General features: G+C 34.2%; 19 protein-coding genes. 10 read left to right on the plus strand and 9 right to left on the minus strand.

Translation table 11 applies throughout. From position 1 onward, the window contains the following. Positions 1-25: 25 nt before the first annotated feature. The 5 genes from apaH to pcnB form a co-directional block, all read right to left on the minus strand. Positions 26-844, minus strand: coding sequence for a bis(5'-nucleosyl)-tetraphosphatase (symmetrical) ApaH (gene apaH / locus AC5LW9_RS03655; RefSeq protein ID WP_493455034.1), 819 nt, complete (start codon positions 842-844; stop codon positions 26-28). Positions 845-848: 4 nt separating this feature from the next. Further along, a complete protein-coding gene (rsmA, locus tag AC5LW9_RS03660; protein WP_493456348.1) occupies positions 849-1,646 on the minus strand; it encodes a 16S rRNA (adenine(1518)-N(6)/adenine(1519)-N(6))-dimethyltransferase RsmA in 798 nt (265 codons plus the stop codon). Further along, positions 1,639-2,952 carry a peptidylprolyl isomerase SurA gene (gene surA, locus AC5LW9_RS03665; protein WP_493456349.1) on the minus strand — a complete coding sequence of 438 codons (1,314 nt, stop codon included), beginning with the start codon at positions 2,950-2,952 and terminating at the stop codon, positions 1,639-1,641. Before surA ends, rsmA begins: the two co-directional genes overlap by 8 nt. Before the next feature lie 85 nt (positions 2,953-3,037). Next, on the minus strand, positions 3,038-5,395 hold the full coding sequence (gene lptD, locus AC5LW9_RS03670; RefSeq protein WP_198226335.1) for an LPS assembly protein LptD: 2,358 nt from the start codon (positions 5,393-5,395) through the stop codon (positions 3,038-3,040). Positions 5,396-5,469: 74 nt separating this feature from the next. Further along, complete coding sequence (gene pcnB, locus AC5LW9_RS03675) at positions 5,470-6,771, minus strand: polynucleotide adenylyltransferase PcnB (protein WP_216355795.1); 1,302 nt, start codon at positions 6,769-6,771, stop codon at positions 5,470-5,472. A gap of 470 nt (positions 6,772-7,241) precedes the next feature. On the opposite strand from pcnB, the gene oxyR reads away from it, so the two are divergent. From oxyR to AC5LW9_RS03690, 3 genes are all read left to right on the plus strand, one after another. Next, complete coding sequence (gene oxyR, locus AC5LW9_RS03680) at positions 7,242-8,168, plus strand: DNA-binding transcriptional regulator OxyR (protein ID WP_086327616.1); 927 nt, start codon at positions 7,242-7,244, stop codon at positions 8,166-8,168. A gap of 2 nt (positions 8,169-8,170) precedes the next feature. Continuing rightward, positions 8,171-8,815, plus strand: coding sequence for an HTH-type transcriptional repressor FabR (gene fabR / locus AC5LW9_RS03685; RefSeq protein WP_198226337.1), 645 nt, complete (start codon positions 8,171-8,173; stop codon positions 8,813-8,815). Positions 8,816-9,009: 194 nt separating this feature from the next. Continuing rightward, the gene (locus AC5LW9_RS03690; protein WP_198235619.1) at positions 9,010-10,047 is read left to right on the plus strand and encodes an alpha/beta hydrolase family protein; all 1,038 of its coding nucleotides are present in this window, start codon (positions 9,010-9,012) and stop codon (positions 10,045-10,047) included. A 60-nt stretch (positions 10,048-10,107) separates the two neighbouring features. Here AC5LW9_RS03690 and pntB read toward each other — a convergent pair whose 3' ends face one another. Continuing rightward, positions 10,108-11,496 carry a Re/Si-specific NAD(P)(+) transhydrogenase subunit beta gene (gene pntB / locus AC5LW9_RS03695; RefSeq protein ID WP_065737752.1) on the minus strand — a complete coding sequence of 463 codons (1,389 nt, stop codon included), beginning with the start codon at positions 11,494-11,496 and terminating at the stop codon, positions 10,108-10,110. A 15-nt stretch (positions 11,497-11,511) separates the two neighbouring features. Further along, positions 11,512-13,044: a Re/Si-specific NAD(P)(+) transhydrogenase subunit alpha gene (pntA, locus tag AC5LW9_RS03700; RefSeq protein ID WP_493456350.1), complete on the minus strand. Its 1,533-nt coding sequence runs from the start codon at positions 13,042-13,044 to the stop codon at positions 11,512-11,514. A 694-nt stretch (positions 13,045-13,738) separates the two neighbouring features. Here pntA and AC5LW9_RS03705 point away from each other — a divergent pair. The 4 genes from AC5LW9_RS03705 (at position 13,739) to uriT (ending at position 15,979) form a co-directional block, all read left to right on the plus strand. Then, positions 13,739-13,981 carry a carbohydrate kinase family protein gene (locus AC5LW9_RS03705; protein ID WP_334319862.1) on the plus strand — a complete coding sequence of 81 codons (243 nt, stop codon included), beginning with the start codon at positions 13,739-13,741 and terminating at the stop codon, positions 13,979-13,981. Between the two features lie 178 nt (positions 13,982-14,159). Next, a complete protein-coding gene (locus AC5LW9_RS03710) occupies positions 14,160-14,306 on the plus strand; it encodes a hypothetical protein (RefSeq protein WP_493456351.1) in 147 nt (48 codons plus the stop codon). 21 nt (positions 14,307-14,327) lie between these two features. Continuing rightward, positions 14,328-14,597, plus strand: a complete 270-nt coding sequence (locus AC5LW9_RS03715) for a nucleoside hydrolase (RefSeq protein WP_198235618.1) — start codon at positions 14,328-14,330, stop codon at positions 14,595-14,597. Next, positions 14,591-15,979 carry a uridine transporter UriT gene (gene uriT / locus AC5LW9_RS03720; RefSeq protein ID WP_198226345.1) on the plus strand — a complete coding sequence of 463 codons (1,389 nt, stop codon included), beginning with the start codon at positions 14,591-14,593 and terminating at the stop codon, positions 15,977-15,979. The genes AC5LW9_RS03715 and uriT overlap by 7 nt, the downstream gene beginning before the upstream one ends. Before the next feature lie 122 nt (positions 15,980-16,101). On the opposite strand, the gene AC5LW9_RS03725 is transcribed toward uriT, so the two are convergent. After that, the gene (locus tag AC5LW9_RS03725) at positions 16,102-16,596 is read right to left on the minus strand and encodes a DUF4198 domain-containing protein (protein WP_493456352.1); all 495 of its coding nucleotides are present in this window, start codon (positions 16,594-16,596) and stop codon (positions 16,102-16,104) included. Continuing rightward, on the minus strand, positions 16,593-16,823 hold the full coding sequence (locus tag AC5LW9_RS03730) for a hypothetical protein (RefSeq protein ID WP_493456353.1): 231 nt from the start codon (positions 16,821-16,823) through the stop codon (positions 16,593-16,595). The genes AC5LW9_RS03725 and AC5LW9_RS03730 overlap by 4 nt, the downstream gene beginning before the upstream one ends. Positions 16,824-17,144: 321 nt before the next feature. On the opposite strand from AC5LW9_RS03730, the gene mukF reads away from it, so the two are divergent. The 3 genes from mukF to mukB are packed head-to-tail and all read left to right on the plus strand — an operon-like array spanning position 17,145 to position 23,654. After that, entirely contained in the window at positions 17,145-18,467 is a 1,323-nt protein-coding gene (gene mukF / locus AC5LW9_RS03735) for a chromosome partition protein MukF (RefSeq protein WP_198226354.1), read from the plus strand. A 43-nt stretch (positions 18,468-18,510) separates the two neighbouring features. Next, complete coding sequence (mukE, locus tag AC5LW9_RS03740) at positions 18,511-19,233, plus strand: chromosome partition protein MukE (RefSeq protein ID WP_198226712.1); 723 nt, start codon at positions 18,511-18,513, stop codon at positions 19,231-19,233. Positions 19,234-19,235: 2 nt separating this feature from the next. Next, on the plus strand, positions 19,236-23,654 hold the full coding sequence (mukB, locus tag AC5LW9_RS03745; protein ID WP_198235614.1) for a chromosome partition protein MukB: 4,419 nt from the start codon (positions 19,236-19,238) through the stop codon (positions 23,652-23,654). Positions 23,655-23,660 lie beyond the last annotated feature (6 nt).

Genomic DNA, 23,660 nt, shown 5'->3' on the forward strand with positions numbered 1-23,660 from the left:
TAATTAGTCCTTGTTAATAATAACTTTAGTTTTTCGTTTCAATATTACGTTTTTTGAAATATTTTTTATCTTCAAATCGTAAACATGTCAGTTTTCCGCCCCAACAACATCCAGTATCAAGTGCATAAACATTTTCTGGTGTACCTTTACCATTTAATGCAGCCCAATGCCCGAAAGCAATACTATATTGTTTGGGTATTTTACTTGGCAATAAAAACCAAGGTTTAAGTTTTATTGGCGCTTGCTCTGGTGATTTTTTAAAATAAAAATCTAACCGACCATCTTCATAACAAAAACGCATACGTGTTAGCGCATTGGCAATATAACGTAGGCGATCTAATCCTTGTAATTCTGATGACCACTCATCAGGAAAGTTACCATACATTTTATCTAAAAATAAGGGATATGAATCACTAGATAGCATAACATTCAGATCGTGAGCACATTTTTTTAGTAATTCAAGATCCCATTGTGGTGAAATACCTGCATGGGTCATGATTAATTTTAATGATTCATCAATTTGAACCAATGGCTGTTTACGTAGCCAATTCATAAGTTCATCATAATCGGGAGCATTGATGACTTCATCTAAATTATCTTTCTTTTTAACAAGTGTAACACCAGCATATACTGATAATAAGTGCAAATCATGATTACCCAAAACCATACGAATTTTCTGGCTATGTTGCTTAACAAATCGTAAAACATCTAATGATTTAGGTCCTCGGGCAACCAGATCCCCTGTTAACCATAAAGTATCTGAAGATGAGAATTTTGCCTTTTCAAGTAATCGCATGAATTCATCATAACAACCATGAATATCACCAATGAGTAAATTTGCCATAATATTATTTCCATGCATTTGCAAGTTGGCAATATTGTTGCACGGTTAGATTTTCAGCGCGTAAATTTGGATCAATATTGAGTTCAACTAATTGTTCGGCTGTAAACATATTGCCTAAACTGTTACGGATCGTTTTTCGGCGTTGATTAAATGCTTCAGTTGTTACACGAGAAAGTATTTTGACATCATTTACTTGATAAGGTTTTTCTTTATATGGAATCAACTTTACAACCGCAGAATCAACTTTTGGTGCTGGTTTAAATGATGTTGGAGGTACTTCTAATACTGGAATAATTTGGCAAAAATATTGGGCCATTACACTTAATCTACCATAATCTTTACTATTAGGTGCGGCGACAAGTCGAGTTACTACTTCTTTTTGTAACATAAAATGCATATCAGTAATGATATTGGCATATTCAAATAAATGGAACATCAACGGTGTAGAGATATTATAGGGTAAGTTACCAAATACTCTTAATGGTTTACCTAATTGTTGCTTTAATTCATTAAAATCAAATGTCAGAGCATCTTGTTCAATAACTGTCAATTTATCACTTAATAAAGGATTATCAATCAATCTACTGGCTAAATCTCTATCAATTTCTACAACCGTTAAATGGTCAACGTATTTACTAACTGGAATAGTTAATGCAGCTAGTCCAGGACCAATTTCTACTAGAGCTTGATCTGCTTTAGGCTGTATAGCTGCAATAATGCTTTCAATAATATAGTCATCGTGTAAAAAATTTTGTCCGAATCGTTTACGGGCGAAATGCCCTTGGTGTACACGATTATTCATGCTTATCTTCACCTGTAATGTTAATGTAGGCATCGCCTTTTAATTCTTGAATCCACACTTGAGCTTCCTCACTAAATTTACGATTGAATATTAATCGGTAAGCCCGATCTTGTTTAACTGCATTTGTGCCATCAGTTTGTTTGGTATCGAGTAGTTGAATCAAATGCCAACCGAAAGATGATTTAACTGGCTGGCTGATTTCACCTTTTTTTAACCGAACTAGGGCATTTCTAAATCCACTGTCATAGACATCAGGGCGACTCCAACCTAAATTTCCTCCATTTTCGGCTGAGCCAGGATCTTCGGAATTAGCTTTTGCAGCTGCTTCAAAACTTATTGCACCACTGATTATTGATTTGCGAATATCATTCAACTTTTGTTTAGCTATTTCGTCTGTCACCAATACATTTGTTTTAATTAAAATATGGCGAGCATTCATTTCTTCAATAGTATATTTTTGGGGAGCTTCTGTACGAGTATCATCGACTTTCAAAATATGTAATCCAACGCCAGAACGAATTGGACCAATAATACTGCCTTTCGGTGCTCTAACAAGCCGTTCTTCAAAAATAGTTGGTAGTTCGTTGAGTTTATTCCAACCCATATCGCCACCTTTTAAAGCGAAATCATCATTTGAATATGTCGTTGCTAATTTTGCAAAACTTTCACCTTTTTGTGCCCGATTTATAATATCATTTGCTTTGTTAATTGCAGTGTCAATTTGTTGTTTAGATGCTTTTTCTGGTACTGATATTAGAATATGACTAATTTTGACATCTTTATTGTTGGCTGGTTGTTCAGCAAGATTTTTAGTCAATGTTTCAACTTCTTTTTCTGAGATTTTAATTCTAGGTCTAACCTCATTCATTCTGGTCTGTTCAATTAACATGTCATTATGAATTCGCTCCCGATAACTGCTATAACTAATACCCATTATCGAAAGTTGACTTCTGAGTTCATCAATCGTCATACCGTTTTGATCTGCAATTCTGGCAATAGCATTGGTGACATCATCATCATTGATTGTGATCTTGGCTTTCGCTGCTTTTTGTAAAATTAAATTTTCAATAATTAAGCGATCCAGAATTTGTTCTCTTAATACTTTATCATTAGGTAGATTGCTCACATCTGTACTGGCCTTAATAGTTTTTAACATGTCGTTAATATCACTTTCCAAAATGACATTATTATTAACTACTGCAGCTACTCGTTCAATAACCTTAGGTGCGGCAACGGTTGATAATGGAGTAAGTAGTCCTATGGTTAAACTTAAATTTAAAGTAATCAATAGTTTTGTTAGTTTCATATTTGCGCTACTCATATTGTTTGTTACAGTATAAATATTACTGTATTAATTTAATTAGTTATATTAAGTAAAATTAATATATTCATTAAAATGTTGTTGTGTACGGTAGTTTACCAAAGTTTAACATTTTTGCTTTCGCATCACGGTTACGCCCTAAACCTTGTAATTCAAAATTAACCGAGAGTTTATTTTCGTATTTACTACTACGCGTAATTGAGTCCCAATCTGTTAACTTCCGCCCATATTGTATGGTCATTCCCCAGCAACAATCACTGTAATGTAACCCTATTGAGCTATCGGCTGTTTGCCCTAAATTGATGTCGTAATAGTATGAACCTACTGCATTGATGGTTTGTGACAATGGCCACGCCGTAACAAATCCAGCTTGTGAGATATCTTGTTTATAATTCTTATATAAAGAGTTTAAATCAACCGTATTGATATAATTATGGTTAGCATAACGATAAGATAGCTGTAATAATTTTTCACTTGATGGGCGATATTCAAATATTGCATTAGCTAAGGATACGGTATCAATTCGAGTATCATACTGTATCCCACTTCTGAAAATCATATCATTAGTAATCCGCCAAAAATTATCTGAAGCCCAAGTGATACTACCAGTATCCGAATTCTCGTCTAATCCAGTATTATGTTCACTGGTTTTTGATTTAGTAAAATAAGTAATCTGTCCTATGGATAAATTAAACTTCTCAACTTTATTGTTATCGTAAAAACGAGTTGTTACCCCTGTGGCTATATTATTAGCAGAAGCAATTCGATCTAATCCACTGTATGGTTGATCTCTAAACAGACCTACATAATCAAATTGTAATAAGGTGGAATCATAAGTTCCTATATTAGACTGATTTCGGTATGGAATATAGATATATTTTACGCGCGGTTCTAATGTCTGGGTATAACCATTAATGAAATTGAAGTCACGTTCAAATATAATTTTACCGTCAATACTAAATTTAGGTATAAAGCGGTTTACATTTTTATCTAACTGTTTATATCGATCAATATTTCTTTTTATATTATCTTGATTATAATGGGTTGCCATTATACCGGCTGAAGTTGTTAATATTGTCCAAGAATTAGTTAAAGTATAATTAATTGATGGCTCAATATGAGTGCGCCAAGCTTTAGGATTATTCTTTCCAGAGCTTATAAAATGAGATACTTGGGAAAATGTTTTAAATTTTAGCGGTCCAAAATCATAATTATAATAATTAATATTTAGTTGTGGTTGAGTTTGATACAATGAATCTTTCACGCCATCTTGAAAGGCTTGAAAATGTCTATAGCCCAAGGTAATATCCCAGTTAGGATCATTATAACCCAGTTTATAAAACTGAGTGAGATATCCTGCTGTTTGGGATGTATATCTAGAATCTAAATCTGCTAAATATTGATTATCACTTACACGTGTCGAATCAACAGTAAAACGCCAATTGTAATTAATTAATTCATCGTTTTTCCAATAGAATAACCAGCGATGACGATTGTCGTCATAGTTATCACCGTTTAATAACCTATCCCTATCTTCATCATATTTTGCATCATGTTGTAACCAATCGAATGCAAGTGTACCCAAACCAAGCTCATTTAAATAACGGAATTCAGTTTGCAATTGAATACCTCGACGTTGCAATACCCTTGGAGTGAATGTAACATCATAATTAGGTGCAATATTCCAATAAATAGGTAAAGCAAAATCAATACCACTGACGCTGTCATAACTTATATTAGGAATTAATAAACCAGAGCGACGCTTATTACCTGTAGGTAATTGTAAGTAAGGCGAATAGAGCACGGGAACTTTACCAATACGAAATACTGCATTCCATACTTCAAGTAATTCTTCTTCATTATCGTGAATAATCGTTGAACCTTTAATACTCCAAGTACTGTCATCGACAGGGCATGAGGTAAAACTGCCATTTTTTAGAATTATCAATCGATTTTTCTCAAGTTTCATCTCATCAGCATCACCACGACCAAGACGATTGACAAGATGGTACTCACCAGGGCTAATTTGAGTATCATTATTATTAAGATTCATTGATGCATTATTGCCTTTTATATTGATCAAATTATCTTGATAATTAATGTTACCTTGTAAGATTGCCATACGATTATTTTTATTCGTTGAGTCAATTGTAACTTTATTCGCTTGTACTGTGCGGTTTCCTTGTTCTATTGAAACATCACCTTGATAAATGACTGTATTTGGATAAATAGCTTTAAATTGGTTTGCTTCGGCATTAACTGGTAATGTGTTAATATCACCTTTAACTAAAGGCCGATCAAATTTAGGAACATTGGCAAGACATTGTGGATTATTACTTTCAGCTTTAGGTAAACCTATAGCGTAACAGCTATTAGACAATGAAAGGGTAACGGTAATTGCAATAAATGACGGCGTTAATTTTTTCATCAATGATTAAAGGTAGTTATGATTATTATATGCTAAACATTATAACGATTATTTACAAAAGTGCGAACGAAAAATTAATGTTTGGCTCTTCGCTTATTTGTTTTACTCAATTGCTTAACCATTACTATTCTTTTGTCAACAGAAGTATGCTGAAATTCATCCCACCATTTAGCCAGAGCTAAAAGCTCACCTTTTTCGATGGATGCACGCATTTCTAATAAGTCATAAGCTGCACGGAATTTAGGATGTTCCAAAATTGCAAATGCACGTTTACCTTCACGTTTTTTCATTCGTAATTGTAAACGCCAGATATCTCCCATTATTGTTGTCAACCTTTTAGGTATTGCAATAATTCGGCATTGTTCACTTAGTACATCATTAATAGCCATTGAAAATGCATCATGAAATAATAAACCACTTTCAACGCAAGTTAATTGTGCCTGTTCAATAATTGGATACCAAAAAAAAGCGGCAAATAAAAATGCTGGATTAACACGTTGCTTATTAGTTATGCGGTAATCAGTATTTTTTAAAACTTGCTCAATCATTTTTTCTAAATAGCTATTATTATTTTGAGTAAATAGTCGTTCAATGACAGGAAATAGCTGCTCAAAAAGATGATATTTTCTTAATAATAAATAAGTGTTATAACCATTGCCTGATTGTAATAATTTTAGCGATTCATCAAAAAGTCTTGCTGACGGAATATTTTTTAACAAAGGTGCAAGATGTTTAATTGGTTCAGAGGTTGATGGCTCAATTTGCATATCAAGTTTAGCGGCAAAACGAATCGTTCTTAACATCCTAACTGGATCTTCTCGATAACGAACTTTTGGATCACCAATTAAACGAATGATTCCATTTTGTAAATCTTTTAAGCCACCACAATAATCACGTAATGTAAAATCTTTTATACTATAATAAAAAGCGTTCATTGTGAAATCACGACGAACGGCATCTTGTTCAATTGTTCCGTATACATTATCACGCAGTAACATTCCCGATTGGGAACGTTTGGCGATATTGTTTTGTTCATCTTGGTTGCTGTGTTCACCACGAAAGGTTGCTACTTCAATAATCTCTTTACCAAACATAATGTGTGCCAAACGAAACCGTTTTCCCACTAAACGGCAATTGCGGAATGTTTTTTGTACTTGTTCTGGTGTCGCATTGGTTGCGATATCAAAATCTTTGGGTGTTTTACCAAGTAAAAGATCACGAATACACCCACCAACTAAGTAAGCTTCATACCCTTGTTTGTTTAATCTATAAAGAACTTTTAATGCATTTTCACTAATATCTTTACGTGAAATATTATGTTCATTGCGAGAAATGGAAATATACCGAGATTTTTTTTGTTCTTCAATGTGAAACATTTTACGGCAAAAGCGAGAGACATGTTTAAAAATAGTGCACCTCTGAAAGTGTATTTACTCAAGTGATATTGCGCGAAATTATATCTCAATTACTTATAACTTTCCATTTTTCTTCATTTGTTAACTTTAACTATAGTAAAATTAAATATTTTATGATTTTAGTTTAATATTGTATTTAAATTTTTAAACATAATTATCAACAATAGCACTTTATATAGTACAATTAGCAATATTGCTGTAGAAAGCAACATTATCTATTTACATGTATTTTATGTGTAATTTTACTATCTAATTATGATTAACTAACCTATATTCAAAGATTTTTAATTTATTGAAAGAAATAGTTTGTATAAATAACATGATAAATATGTGAGTTATATTTTTAATATGTTAATTTTTTCAAAACAGAATTAGTCAATAAAAATCGTTTGAGTATATACCATTAACTGATAACTTATTTTGGGGACATTATGAATATTCGTGATTTGGAATATTTTGTTTCGTTAGCTGAATTTCGTCATTTTCGTAAAGCTGCTGATGCTTGCAACGTGAGTCAACCAACTTTAAGTGGGCAAATCAGAAAATTGGAAGATGAACTAGGCGTAATGTTACTAGAACGTACTAGTCGCAAAGTTTTATTTACTCAAACAGGAATGATGCTTGTTGAGCAAGCAAAAGAGATATTACGCAATATTCAAATCCTTAAAGAGATGGCTAGCCGCCAAGGTGAAGAGATGTCTGGGCCGATGCATATCGGTTTAATACCAACTATTGCCCCTTATTTATTACCACATGTAATAACGGTACTACATGAATCTTTTCCTCAACTAGAGCTTTATTTACATGAAGCACAGACTGCTAATATTGTCGCTCAACTTGAAAGTGGTAAGTTGGATTGTGCGATAATTGCGCAAGTAAAAGAAACAGCGCAATTTATAGAATTACCGTTATTTAATGAGCCAATGTTTTTAGCTGTTCCAGCAAATAATGAGTTAGCAAATAAACAAACAGTTAAACTCTCTAATTTAAAAGGTGAAAAATTCTTAATGTTAGAAGATGGGCACTGTTTACGTGAACATGCTATGGGATATTGTTTTCAAGTAGGTATTGACGAAGATAAACAATTTAAAGCAACCAGTTTAGAAACCTTGCGTAGTATGATTTCTGCTGGTCGAGGAATAACCTTGTTTCCTGAGCTAGCAGCTCCAAATGAAAGAATACGAGATAATATATGCTATATTCCATGTACTGACCCTGTTCCAGTACGTAGTATTGCTTTGATTTATAGACCTGGTTCACCTTTGCGTTCACGTTATGAAACAATAGCAAAAACGATTCGTGAACATATGCCAAAAGTATTTGCTGAAAAAGAACGTTTATTAACATCAACAAATTAAAAATGAAAAATATTAAAACCAGTGGTGTACGCGCACAGCAGAAACAGAGAACTCGTCGGTCACTAATTGATGCAGCTTTTAATCAATTGAATGCAGAGCAGGGATTTGCCAGTTTGAGTTTGCGTGAAGTTGCTCGAGAAGCAGGTATTGCTGCAACATCATTCTATCGACATTTCCGTGATATGGATGAATTAGGTTTAGCAATGGTTGATGAAAGTGGTTTAACTCTTCGCCAATTGCTGCGCCAAGCACGAAAACGTATTGAAAAAGGTGGTAGCGTGTTGCGTACTTCAGTAACAACGTTTATTGAGTTTATAGATAAAAATCCCAAAGTTTTTTTACTATTACTTCGTGAAAAAGCTGGGACTTCATCGGCCTTTCGGTCAGCCATTGCGCGTGAAATTCAACATTTTATTGAAGAATTGGTTGACTATTTGGATAATGCTAACCAAATGCCTCATCATTATAACGTAGCACAAGCAGAAGCAATGGTAACCATTGCTTTTAATGCAGGAGCAGAAGCGATTGATTTTGATATCATTCAACGTCAAAAATTAATCGAAGATCTTATTTTCCAGCTTCGAATGGTTTCACGTGGTGCCTATTATCTTTATCACAAAGAATTAATTAAAGAAGGAAAATTTTAATTATAAGTTTTTATACTCAAACGTATAGTTAACCTGAAACTTTTTGACAAGAATTAAATTACCATTCTGTTTATTCATTGCGTAGCCTAATAAAATAAACTATTGATTAACAATTTGTTAAATTTATTATATCGTTAATTAAGCGTAATTGTTAAAGTTAAAAATAGCTGCATATTTTAATAGGAATTAATTTAATGGTTAAACTATACTTTTTGCTTAATTTTCTTATTTTATTTTTTCCATTTATCTGTTCTGCATCAGAAAATATAGGTTTTAAGAAAATTCATTATGATAAACAAGATGGTAGACCTATAGATATTGCCGTTTGGTATCCTACTAACAATAACCATGGCGCTGTTACTATAGCTGAAAATGCTATTTTTTATGGTCATGAAGTTATTCCTGATGCTGTACCGAAAATCAGTACGACTAAATATCCATTAGCTTTGCTTTCACATGGTTATGGTGGAAGTTGGCAAAATCTAAGCTGGCTTGCTAATGAACTTGCTTTAAAAGGTTATATTGTTGCTGCTCCCAATCATCCAGGAACAACAATATTTGATCGCAATATTGAACAATCATCTAAACTATGGTTACGTCCACAAGATTTAAGTAAAACAATTGATGCTTTAATTAGCAATCAAACATTTTCAAATATTGTTAATTTTAATCAGATTGCCGCTATAGGGCATTCTCTCGGTGGTTGGTCTGTAATAGCGCTTTCTGGCGCTAGATTTTCGACTAATTCCTTTAATCAGGATTGTAAGATACATTCTTATTTGAAAGGTTGTCATTTGCTATCTGAACTTGGTTTAGCAAATTCAGAGCTGAATAAAAGTATGTTAGACCCAAGAATAAAAGCTTTCATATCTTTAGATGCTGGTTTGACAAGAGGATTTACAATTGAAAGCTTGCAAGAAATTAAAATACCTTCTCTTATTATTGGTGCAGGCGTTGATCTAGATGATACAAATGCTCAACTTGAATCGGGCTACTTTCAACAATTTTTAGTAAAGTCATCTTCCACTTATATTACTATTCCGGATGCAATGCATTTTAGTTTTATCCAAATGTGTAAAACTAATGCAATAGAGATATTAAACCAAGAAAAACATGGTGAAGGAATTATTTGTAAAGATGGAGGAATTCGCCAAAGAAGTGAAATACATAGTGAAATCACACGTCTTGTAGTTAACTTTTTGTCAGATATATTTTCAAATAATAAAAATTAATGCTCAAAAAAACTGCGACAAAAGTCGCAGTTCATTTAGCATGTTTATAATAGTTAATTATTATAAATTTTGTAATACTTTCTCAACACTATCTTTGGCATCGCCAAATAACATATAGCTATTTTCTTTAAAGAATAGTGGGTTTTGCACGCCAGCATAGCCGGTATTCATTGAGCGTTTAGAAATAATCACTGTTTTTGCTTTCCAAACTTCAAGAACAGGCATACCTGCTATAGGGCTATTAGGATCTTCTTCAGCCGCTGGATTAACAGTATCATTTGCACCAATAACCCACACAACATCGGTATCAGGGAAGTCGTCATTGATTTCATCCATTTCAAGAACGATGTCATAAGGTACTTTTGCTTCTGCTAATAATACATTCATATGACCCGGTAAACGACCAGCAACAGGATGGATACCAAATCTTACTTCAATACCCATTGCACGCAATTTTTCAGTAATATTACTTACTGCACCTTGTGCTTGAGCTACAGCCATACCATAGCCAGGAACGATGATAACAGAACGGGCTTCTTTTAATGTTTGTGCAACTTCAGCAGGTTGCATTTCACGATACTCACCTTGTTCTTCATCAGATGAACTCGCTGCGCTACCATCGCTCCCAAATCCACCAGCGATAACACTGATAAATGAACGATTCATTGCTTTACACATGATATAAGAAAGAATTGCACCAGAAGAACCCACTAACGCACCAGTTACAATTAGAAGATCGTTTTGTAACATAAAGCCTGCCGCTGCTGCCGCCCAACCAGAATAGGAATTAAGCATTGATATAACAACAGGCATATCCGCACCACCAATTGATGCTACAAGGTGGAAACCGAATACTAGTGCAATAATTGTCATGATAAGTAAACAAACTAGGGCGCCTGCACCAGTTTGTGCATTGATGAATGTAAACATCAAGATAACTGATACAACTATTGCCGCTAGATTTAGATAGTGTTTATTTGGGAGAGATAATGGTTTTGAACTAATTTTACCATTTAACTTTCCAAAGGCTACAATTGAGCCAGAGAAAGTAACTGCACCGATAAATACACCTACAAAAATTTCAACTAAATGAATTGTTATTTCATTCGCTGCAACTGTGTGTGGATCTAAAAAGCTGTTTATACCAACAAGAACGGCTGCCATACCCACAAAGCTATGTAACAAAGCAACCAATTCAGGCATTTGTGTCATTTCAACATTTTTCGCTAGATACAAACCAATAGCAGCACCGATAATCATAGCAATAATGATCCAGTGTAATCCGCCATTTATGCTGGCAATTGCTGCGATAAGAGCTATTGCCATACCGATCATACCGTAGATGTTTCCTGATTTAGCTGATTCTTGATTGGAAAGACCTCGTAAACTGAATATAAAAAGTAATGCAGCAATAACATAGGCTGCTTGAATAATTCCGTTACTTAACATTATTGATTCTCTCCTTTATTTGCCACGTTGGAACATTTTTAGCATTCTTTGGGTAACAAAGAATCCACCAAAAATATTAATACTAGCAATCAAAATAGCAATAAATGCTATTGCCGTAGTTAAGCCATTATCATCGCCGACTTGCAATATAGCCCCAACTAATATAATTCCGGAAATAGCATTCGTTACAGACATAAGTGGTGTATGCAGAGAATGGGTAACATTCCAAACTACGTAATAACCAACAACGCAAGATAGTGCAAATACAGTAAAATGTCCTAAGAAGCTTTCAGGCACTGAGTTTGCTAACCAGAAGTAAGCAAGAATAATTAACGTCAAAATCCCATATTTCTTCTGAGGATCCATTGGTTTTGGTTCTGGTTTTGCAATAGGTTCGGCTGCTTTTTTCTGAGGCTGAGCCGATACTTGAATTGGTGGTGCAGGCCAAGTGATTTCTTTATCTTTGACTACAGTTACGCCACGAATAACTACATCTTCAAAGTTAATATCAATGCTGCCATCTTTTTCTTTAGTAAGCAGTTTTAATAAATTAACAATGTTAGTCCCATAAAGTTGAGATGCTTGAGCTGGCATACGATTAGCTAAATCAGTATAACCAACAATTTTTACATTATTGTCTGTTTCAAATACTTCACCTGGTTTTGTTAACTCGCAGTTGCCTCCCGTTAAGGCTGCTAAATCAACGATAACGCTACCTGGTTTCATTGATTCAACCATTTCTTTCGAAATAAGTTTTGGTGCTGGTTTTCCAGGGATTAATGCTGTAGTAATAATGATATCTACGTCTTTTGCTTGTTCAGCGAATAATGCCATTTCAGCTTCAATAAAGGCAGCAGACATTTGTTTTGCATAGCCGTCACCAGAACCGGCTTCTTCTTCGAAATCTAACTCTAAGAAGTCAGCACCCATACTATTAATTTGTTCTGCAACTTCTGGGCGCGTATCAAATGCACGAACAATCGCACCTAAACTAACTGCTGCGCCAATTGCTGCAAGGCCTGCAACACCTGCACCAATTACCAAAACTTTTGCTGGCGGTACTTTACCTGCAGCCGTTACTTGACCAGTAAAGAATCGACCGAATTGATTTGCTGCTTCAATAACAGATCGATAACCTGCAATATTAGACATTGAGCTTAATGCATCAAGAGACTGAGCGCGCGAGATACGTGGAACACAGTCCATAGCCATTACAGTTATATTTTTAGCTGCAAGCTTTTCTAAAAGTTCTTGATGTTGGGCTGGATAAATATAGCTAATGAGAGTTAATCCCTCTTTCATTAGTAAAATTTCTTCATCAGTTGGTGCATGAAATTTTAAAATAAGGTCATTTTGCCAAATATCATGATTATTTTGAATTGTTGCTCCAGCATCAATAAATGCTTGATCTTCAAAATGAGCAGCGTGTCCTGCACCTTGTTCTACAGAAACTGTAAATCCAAGTTTTAACAGTTGTCCAACTGTTTGGGGAGTTGCTGCAACTCTAGCTTCATTGGCTAACCGTTCTTTGGGTATACCGATATGCATTGCATTTCATCCTTATGTTAAAGTGAGTTGGTAATAGTGCTTTGATTCTAGCATAAAATAGCGTCAGAGCGAGTAAGTAATTTATTTTTTATCATTCAGTCCACATTATTATTTTTTATAATATTATATGATTATCTTGATAGATACGCTAAATAGTAAAAAGCAATCGTAGATATAAAATATCTGATTGTTTGTTTTTAAGTCAAAATTGTTGCTTTTTTAAGATATTTTTCTATTTTTAAAGCAATTGACCGTATTTAAGTTTGGTTCCGTTTGCTTCTGTTTTACTTCATAAGATATGATGATTAATACTCTTTTAATGATTCAATTCAGATCTAATCCAAATTAGATATTCAGAAGAAAATCAAAAAACGAAGAGAAAATGCGAATAACAGCATGCGTGTTTTAAAGCAATTAATGTTAGCATCGTTGCTCAAATATTTAGGGGTATTAAAAGGTAGTAAAGTAATGTTAGTAAAAAAACATGACAAACCAAGCTTAAAATCATACTAATCAGTCTTTTGTTACTAGTTATATTGAAGAAAAGGTTTATTTTGCTATCTAAATTGAAACATATTAATTTATTTAATTTGAATATAATCTTCACATACTAACAGAAATTAATACGTTTAATTTATATCAATCTAAGAAAGAATCGATAAGTAATGCAGTTATTTATGTTTCAGATGAAAGTATGATTGCCATGTATGTTAGGGGGAATTTAACAATTACTAATAAAAAAATTGTAATCTTAGAACCTTATTTTAAAAAATCTGATATTTTATTAGACCAATTTGAAAATATTATTAATACTGTTTTTAATGCAATGAAATTACCTAAATCTGTAGGAGAAAAAGTTGTATTTAATCCTACTCCACACTCTAAAGATATCATTCAACTATTATCGCAAAACAGCACCGAGGCGAGTTTAATGTGACTAATTTAGATACAGCAAAACTTGTTGCTTAAAAAATATATTCAGTAGGTATTCAACCCATTATTTTTACTTTAGTTAGTAAAGATTCACTGATTTTTAATGGTAAAGATCATCAATACATTAACGCTTTTTAGCTGTAACTTTAGATATAACAAGTGCAAAAGATACTTTTTATGGAGTGCTTTGTGTCTCACTAGCAAAAGGCGAATCACTTTACTACTCAGCAAGTTATGCTTCTGTTTTTGCTTCTTTGACAATAAATAGTGAAGAAGCACTCAATATGCCGTTTCATCAAAGTTTACTTCAAAAAATGGCTAATAAATAAATTTACTAGAGGAAACGATTTATGACAAATCAGCCGAAAAAAATTATTTTAGATTGTGATCCCAGTCATCATGATACTAACGCGATTTTATTGGCACAGGGTAATCCTAATATTGAATTAATTGCTGTTAAACCCTTTGTCAGAAAAGTCGACAGAACGCTAAATATTAATAGTGATTCAGAATTAGATGTTCAAGTACGACCAGAAGCATCTATACAATTAGGCTCAAAATATTCAATTGATTTAATTCTTGATTCTTTAGAACGCTCCTGTGAGGTAAATGTATGTTAGATCAAAGTAAGGAAAAGAAAAATATTATAACATTAATGGTTGCGTTACTTGCAGCTTGTGTTGCATTTCAACTTAATGCAAGCATGTTAAGTCCAGTATTAGTAACAATAGCTAAAGAGTTAGGAACCAATGATGCAGCTGTTGGTTTATCGCAAACCTCTTTTTTTACTGCTGCCGCTTTATTTTCACTATTCTTACCTCGTTTGAGTGATATAAAAGGTCGTAAAAAAGTATTAACCTTTATGTTGCTTATTATGACATTAGGTACCATACTTGCAGCACTAGCACCCAATATAGAAGTATTGTATGCAGCCCGAATCATACAAGGTGTATCAGGTCCTGTTGTACCACTCTGTTTATTAATGCTTAGTTATGAAGTTAAAGATGCCAAACAATATGGTATGTTAATGGGAATTATTACAGCTGTAAATGGTGGTATTGCTGGTGTTGATGCAATTGCAGGTGGCTTACTTGCTACATATTTTGGATTCCGTTCAGTATTTTGGGTTATTGCTGTCGTTGCTGCTATTTCTACCTATTTTGTCTATCGTTTTGCTCCAGAATCAAAACCGTCAGCTGGAACTAAAATGGATTGGATAGGTGTTCTATTCATTGTTCTTACTATTGCAGCTTTGCTATTAGCACTTAATGAGGCTGGTAATATTGGCAATGCCAATTGGCTTTATGTCACTGGACTCACATTGTTTGCTATTGTTTGTTTTATGTTATTTTGGCGTACCGAAAAACGCAATAAACAACCTTTGGTTACAATCGAACATTTAAAAAGAAGAGCGACGTGGGCTTTATTATTAACCACAACATTAACCATGACAGGTATTTTTGCGATAGTAAATGGTTTAGTTATGTCAATAGCACAAAATCATGAAATAGGTTTTGGACTTGATCCTGATTGGGCTTCACTTATTCTTCTTACTCCATATGCATTAATTGGTTGGTTTATTGGCCCATTCTCAGGTCGTTTAGCTCCAACGATGGGATATAATAAAGTATTAAAACTAGGTTTATTGGGTTGTATTATTGGTATTTTAGTAATCATGTTTTATGGTATTCATTCCTTAACAATTTTATCTATTTGCGTTATAGCATTAGGTATTTTTTATGCAGGAATGGCTAATATTATCTTAAATGGATTAGGTATCGTTTTATCGCCATCAAATAATCCAGGGTTTTTACCGGGTATGAATGCTGGTGCATTTAATCTAGGTGCAGGTTTAAGTTTTGCATTGTTACCCGCTATACAAATGGTAAATGCAAATACATTAACTGGTTATTTCAACGGTATGTTATTGGGATTAATTATTACCATTTTAGCTTTACTTTCTAGCTTTCTAATTCCTAGACCTATTAATGCAGAGTTATAAAAAATATTAAACTTTCAGCGAATCCTAGATAATACTATCTAGGATTTTTAACTCTGAGTGCATTTAATAAATAGTCTCTTTATTGGTTTACTGCTGTTTAATGTTTTTCGAAAACTTATATTCTACTCTTCTGATATTAAAGTAAAAACTAATGTTGTGAAGAATTTATCTTGGGTAGCTAACTTGCTATTTTTAATTGGAAAACCAATTTCAACACCAATGACATTTAAACCTTGGTTAGGAACAATAATATCAACTTCTCCGTTATTATTGGTTTTTATAGTTTGATCTAAATTATTTACTACATCAATAATTATAGGAACATTTGCAAGAGGTTGACCGTCTTTATAAACAGTAATAGGTAATGTGTCCCCACGTTTTAATTTAGTTGGATCAATTTTAGGTACGATTTGTAATGGAATATCTTTAATGATTTTAGGGTTAGTAACTGATGATAAATAATTTACACTATATTTTATGGCATGAGTACCAGTAGTGGCGCCTTGGACTTGATTCATTGGTAAATTGACATATTTTCCATGTGCATTTTGCGCCCAGTATCCGTAATCAAAATCAATCGTTACCACTGATATTTTATCGGATGGCTCAACGGTCACATAATTACTGTGATCTTTTTTATGATAGATGATGGCACCCAATCATTTGTGTAGGCATGAATTTGTTTTACCGTATCTGGGTTATAACCGTTATCCAATGGGCCTTCACCTAAAATAATCTGTTTTTGATCAACTCGATTGGCAATCCATATACCATGGGCAGAGACTGTTTGAGTTATAAAGCAAGTAGCAAATCCTACTAGAGTTAAAAGAAATATTTTACGCATATATTCACCTTTATTTCAAATATAAGTGATAATGATTATCATTATTATTTTTGATGTTTGGTAATGTTAAGCTGAGCATGGGTGATGGATAGGATAAATTTTATAAAAGCAATATGGAATCTAAAATGAAGCTAGATAAATAAATGTTCACTTACTGTTTATATTCAATCACCTAATGATAAATCTTAAGTTTGGTTATTTTTAACTATTACAAATTGTTATATAATCGGTAATATTTTGTCTTTAAAACTATATATTGCGTTTATTAAACTTTTTAAGGTACTTTTACATAAAACGATACGTTAATCTAAGGAAACCTCTATGATGGATTTTTCCCAATCAGTACCTGAACTGGTCTCTTGGGCAAAAAAGAATGATTTTTCAATTACGTTACCTGTTGAAAGGTTAGCTTTTTTATTGGCTATTGCTGTATTAAATAGCGAGCGTTTCGATGGTGAAATGACTGAGTCGGAATTAATTGATGCTTTTCGGCATGTTTCACAGATTTTTGAACAAAGTGAAGATACTATCACTGTAAGAGCCAATAATGCCATTAATGATTTAGTGCGTCAGCGTTTAATTACACGTTTTGCAAGTGAAATGACTGATGGTTATTCGATTTATCGTTTAACTCCCCTTGGAATAGGGATCTCTGATTATTATATTCGACAGCGTGAATTTTCGTCACTCCGTTTATCCATTCAATTATCTATTGTGGCACAAGAATTGAAACGTGCTGCAGATGCAGCAGTCGAGGGAGGAGATGATTTACATTGGCATCGAAATGTCTTTGCCCCTTTAAAATATTCGGTTGCTGAAATTTTTGATAGTATTGATATAACACAACGAGTTATGGATGAGCAACAAGCTGAAGTTAAGCAAAATATATCTGCTTTATTAAGCCAAGATTGGCAAGCAGCAATTAGTAGTTGTGAAGAATTGTTAACAGAGACATCACAAACACTTCGTGAGTTGCAAGATACTTTAGCTGCAGCAGGCGATAAACTACAAGCCAGTTTGTTATTAATTCAAGATGCAACGCTTGATAATCCTGAACTTGATAAAATTAACAATGTAGTACTAGATTTACAAAGTAAATTAGATCGAATTATTGGTTGGGGGCAAAAAGCGATAGACCTTTGGATAGGTTATGATAGACATGTTCATAAATTTATTAGAACAGCGATTGATTTAGATAAAAACCGTGTATTTTCTCAACGATTACGTAAATCAATTCAGAGTTACTTTGATTTACCATGGTCTCTTACGTTTGCAAATGCTGATCGTTTACTTGATATGCGTGATGAAGAACTCGCATTACATGAAGCAGAAGTTACAGGTGAATTACCTTCAGAACTTGAATTTGAAATGATTGAAGAGATTCAAGAACATATTATTAAACATATTGAACAAAATTTATTGATTTTTAAACAAGAAAATAAACCACTTGATATTGGTATTGCAATTTGTAGCTATTTAGCACAATTTCCACGCGAGCAACATTTTGATATAGCAAGGTTATTTATCGATCAGGCTATTCGACTTGGTATTGCCGAAGATGATTTGCTCGGTATACCTAACGAATGGAAACCTATTAACGATTATGGAGCTAAGGTACAAGCACATGTCATCAACAGATACTAAAGATTTTGAAACACAACAAACAGCACATCATCTTGATGAAGTTATGGGACGCATAGCGGCAAGTTCACAAGCATCCATTGATAAATATATGCCAGTTAAATTGGCGCAAGCAATTGCAAATCCAATTTTTCCTGAGCTTGATAGTACTTTGCGTTCTGGGCGTCATATTGGCATTGATGAGCTTGATCATCATGCATTTTTAATGGACTTTCAACTAGAACTTGAACAATTTTACCAACGTTATAATGTTGAATTAATAAGAGCACCAGAAGGTTTTTTTTATCTCCGACCTCGCTCAACAACGTTAATTCCTCGCTCGGTATTATCTGAGTTAGAAATGCTAGTTGGCAAAGTGCTTTGTTACCTTTACTTAAGTCCAGAACGATTAGCTCATGAAGGGATTTTTACGTTGCAAGAGTTGTTTGATGAACTGATATCATTAGCTGATGAAAGTAAATTGCTTAAATTAGTTAATCAGCGATCTACTGGATCTGATTTAGATCGTCAAAAGTTATTTGATAAAGTCAAAACTGCTTTAAATCGATTACGTAGACTTGGTATGATTTTCTTCATTGTTGGTAATGACAGTAGCCGTTTTCGCATTAATGAATCAATTTTTCGTTTTGGTGCAGAAGTTCGTAGTAGTGATGATGTGCAAGAAGCTCAATTGCGTTTAATCCGTGATGGTGAAGCAATCAAGATAGAATCATCACTTACCTTAGATGATAATAATGAAGACCAAGATGTTAATGAGGAGATAGAATAATTATGATTGGGCATGGTAAATTTCACTCATTGACACTGATAAACTGGAATGGTTTTTTTGCTCGAACCTTTGATTTGGATAAATTGGTTACAACTCTTTCTGGTGGTAATGGTGCGGGTAAATCAACCACAATGGCAGCTTTTGTTACTGCTTTAATTCCTGATTTAACTTTATTACATTTCAGAAACACAACTGAAGCAGGGGCAACATCTGGTTCACGAGATAAAGGTTTACACGGAAAATTAAAACCTGGTGTCTGCTATTCTATGCTTGATGTAATTAATTCTCGTAATCAACGTATAATTTGTGGAGTACGTTTACAGCAAGTAGCTGGTCGAGATAAGAAAGTCGATATTAAACCTTTTTTGATACAAGGTTTATCTGTTGGTATTACTCCAACAGAATTAGTCACTCAACGTTTAAACGATAAACAAGCACGAATCCTTTCATTACCTGAGTTAAAAGAAAAAATTGAGGGAATGGATGGCGTAATTTTTAAACAATTTAACTCAATTACTGACTATCATTCGGTGATGTTTGACTTTGGTATATTACCAAAGCGTCTGCGTACATCGTCCGATCGTAGTAAATATTATCGCCTGATCGAAGCTTCTCTTTATGGTGGTATTTCAAGCGCTATTACCCGCTCACTACGTGATTATCTATTGCCCGAAAATAGCGGTGTACGTAAAGCTTTCCAAGATATGGAGGCCGCACTACGTGAAAATCGAATGACATTAGAAGCTATTAGAGTTACGCAATCTGATCGAGATTTGTTTAAACATCTTATTACCGAATCGACTAACTATGTAGCTGCTGACTACATGCGTCATGCTAATGAACGTCGTGTGCACATTGAATCCGTGCTAGGCTTACGCCGAGATATGTTTAAAACACAAGATCTGCTTTTAAGTAATCAATTCCGCCAAGTTGAAATGGCGAAAGAGTTGAAAGAATATCAAGAAGCACAAAGCGATTTGGAAACTGATTTACAAGCAGCCAATGATCATCTAAATCTTGCACAAACGGCATTGCGTCAACAAGAAAAGATTGATCGCTATCAAGCAGATTTAGATGATTTAAATGTAAAGCTTGAAGAACAAAATGAAGTAGTACTTGAAGCTAAGGAACAATATCAAATTTATCGTGATCAATTTGAACACACAGAACAAGAAGTTGATGAAATAAAAACACAACTGGCTGATTACCAGCAAGCGCTTGATGTTCAACAAACCCGAGCTATTCAATATCAACAAGCACTGCAAGCTCTTAAAAATGCGCAGTCTTTATGCCAATTACCTAAATTAGGTCTTAGTAATATTGAAAATCATTTTGAGGAGTTTGATGAAAAACAAAAAGAGATAACTGAACAAGTATTAGAACTTGAGCAAAGACTCAGTGTTTCTGATGCTGCGATCAATCAATTTGATAGAGCTTATCAAATTGTTGTCAAATTAGTAGGTGATGTGGTTCGCAGTGATGCATTTGTTGCAGCCAAAGAAGCATTAAGGATATGGCCGTCACAATGTTATCAAGCTGATCAAGCTGAACATTTACAATTACAACTAGATGAATTAGAACAACGTTTTTTTGAGCAAAAAGAAGCAGAATCATTATTAACCCAATTTTGTAAACGTATTGGACGTCAAGTTAATTACGATGATCTGGATGAATTAAAACAAGCGCTTGAAGTACAATTAGAAGAAAGTGCGGAGCTAGCTCATGAATCAAGTGAAAAACGAATTGAATTTAGACAAGAACTGGAACAAATTCAAGCGAAGATTACTGAATATCGGCAAAAAGCACCTACATGGTTAAAAGCGCAAGATGCTTTAATTTCTTTGCAAGAACAAACTGGTCAAACATTTACTCATAGCCAAACGGTCACACAACATATGCAGCAATTGCTTGAACAGGAACGCATACTTGTTACTGAACGTGATCAAATCAATTCTAGACGTAATCAACTGGATATACAAATTGAACAACTTAATCAACCAAGTGGGGTTGATGATGGACGATTATCGGCATTGGCAGAACGATTTAATGGTGTATTACTATCTGAAATTTATGAAGATGTCACTATTGATGATGCCCCTTATTTTTCAGCAGTATATGGTCCATCAAGGCAAGCTATTGTGGTGCCCGATTTATCCTTAGTAAAAACACAACTTGAAACTCTTACTGCAAGTGAAGAAGATTATCCTGAAGATATCTATTTTATTGAGGGTGACCCATCATCATTTGATGATAGTGTATTTGACTGTGAAGAAATGGATAAAGCAGTATTGGTTAAAACGGGGGAGCGCCAGTGGCGTTTTTCTAGCTTTCCTAAAGTACCATTATTTGGCCGGGCTGCGCGCGAGGTTCATCTTGAAAAATTATCAGTTGAACGAGACCAACTGCATGAACGTTATGCAACTGTATCATTTGACTTACAAAAGTTACAACGAATTGAGCAAAATGTTGGGCAATTTATCGGTCAGTATTTAGCGGTAGCTTTTGATATTGATCCTGAAGCTGAAGCACAAAAATTAGCAACTAGGCGTACTGAAATCGGACGTCAGTTATCATCACAAGAAAGTATTGATAAACAAAATCAGCAACAAGTATCAAGCCTTAAAGAACAATTAACTATCGTTAATCGACTTGTTGCACAAATGCATTTATTGGCTGATGACGATCTTGCAGATCGAGTTGATGACTTGCGTGAACAATTAGCAGAAGCACAAGAAGCAGTACAATATGTCAGTCGGAACCATAATACAGTTTCAGAGCTGGAGCCAATTGTTGCAGTTTTACAAAGCGATCCTGAACAAAATGAAGCTTTACGCGAGCAATACAACACCGTAAAAGCGCAACAACAAACTATTCGCCAACAAATATTTGCGTTAACTGAAGTGATGCAGCGTCGATCTCACTTTAGTTATGAAGACTCGGCTGGTATGTTAGGTGAAAATACTGATTTAAATGAAAAATTGCGTTCTCGATTGGAAGTGGTTGAAGCACAAAGAACTGAATCTCGTCGTCAAATGCAGCAATATCAAGATAAATATAATCAGTATAATCAGACATTTGCCTCATTAAAAAGTGCTTTTGAAACTAAGCGAGATATGCTTAATGAACTACAGAATGAGATAGAACAAATTGGTGTAAAAGCCGATGCGATTACCGAAGAGCGTGCCAGAATACGACGTGATGAAATTCATCAAAAACTTAATAATAATCGTCAGCAATGTACCTCACTTGAAAAACAATTGATTGTTTGTGAAGGCGAAATGACACAAATGCAAAAACGTTTGACCCAAACATTACGTGATTACAAGCAATTACGTGAACAAGTGGCACAAGCTAAAGCTGGGTGGTGTTTAGTATTAAGATTAGTCAGAGATAATAGTGTTGAACGTCGATTACATCGCCGGGAACTTGCTTATCTAAGTGCTGATGAGCTACGTTCTATGTCGGATAAGGCATTGGGTTCACTACGTTTGGCTGTGAATGATAATGAACATCTGCGTGATGTATTAAGGCTATCCGAAGATCCAAAACGGCCTGAGCGTAAAATTCAATTCTATATTGCAGTTTATAAACATCTGCGAGAACGAATTCGTCAAGATATAGTGAAAACTGATGATCCAATTGAAGCTATTGAACAAATGGAAATCGAATTATCTCGCTTAACTGAAGAACTTACTTCGCGTGAGCAGCAATTAGCGATAAGTTCCAAAAGCGTGGCAAATATTATACGTAAAACTATTCAACGTGAGCAAAATCGTATCCGCATGTTAAATCAAGGTTTACAAGCAGTGGCATTTGGTCAAGTTAATGGTGTACGTTTAAACGTAAATGTTCGTGAGGCCCATTCTTCATTATTAGCTGCTTTGTCTGATGAGCAAAGTGAACATCAAGATCTGTTTAGCAACAATCGAATCACTTTCTCAGAAGCTTTAGCTAAACTGTATCAACGCTTAAATCCACATATTGATATGGGGCAACGTACTGCGCAGAATATCGGTGAGGAGTTGCTTGACTATCGAAACTATTTAGAGATGGACGTTGAGGTTAATCGTGGCGCTGATGGCTGGTTACGTGCCGAAAGTGGTGCTTTATCAACTGGTGAAGCGATTGGTACTGGTATGTCAATTTTATTGATGGTAATTCAAAGCTGGGAAGAAGAATCTAAGCGCCTGCGTAATAAAGATATTTCACCATGCCGACTATTATTTTTAGATGAAGCCGCTCGTCTTGATGCTAAATCAATTGCAACGCTTTTTGAGCTATGTGAACGATTAGAAATGCAGCTCATTATTGCAGCACCTGAAAATATCAGCCCAGAAAAAGGGACTACATACAAATTAGTTCGTAAAGTTATTAATAATCAAGAGCATGTTCATGTTGTTGGATTAAAAGGCTTTGCTTAATAATAT

This window comes from Gilliamella sp. LMG 34360, from assembly GCF_984568995.1.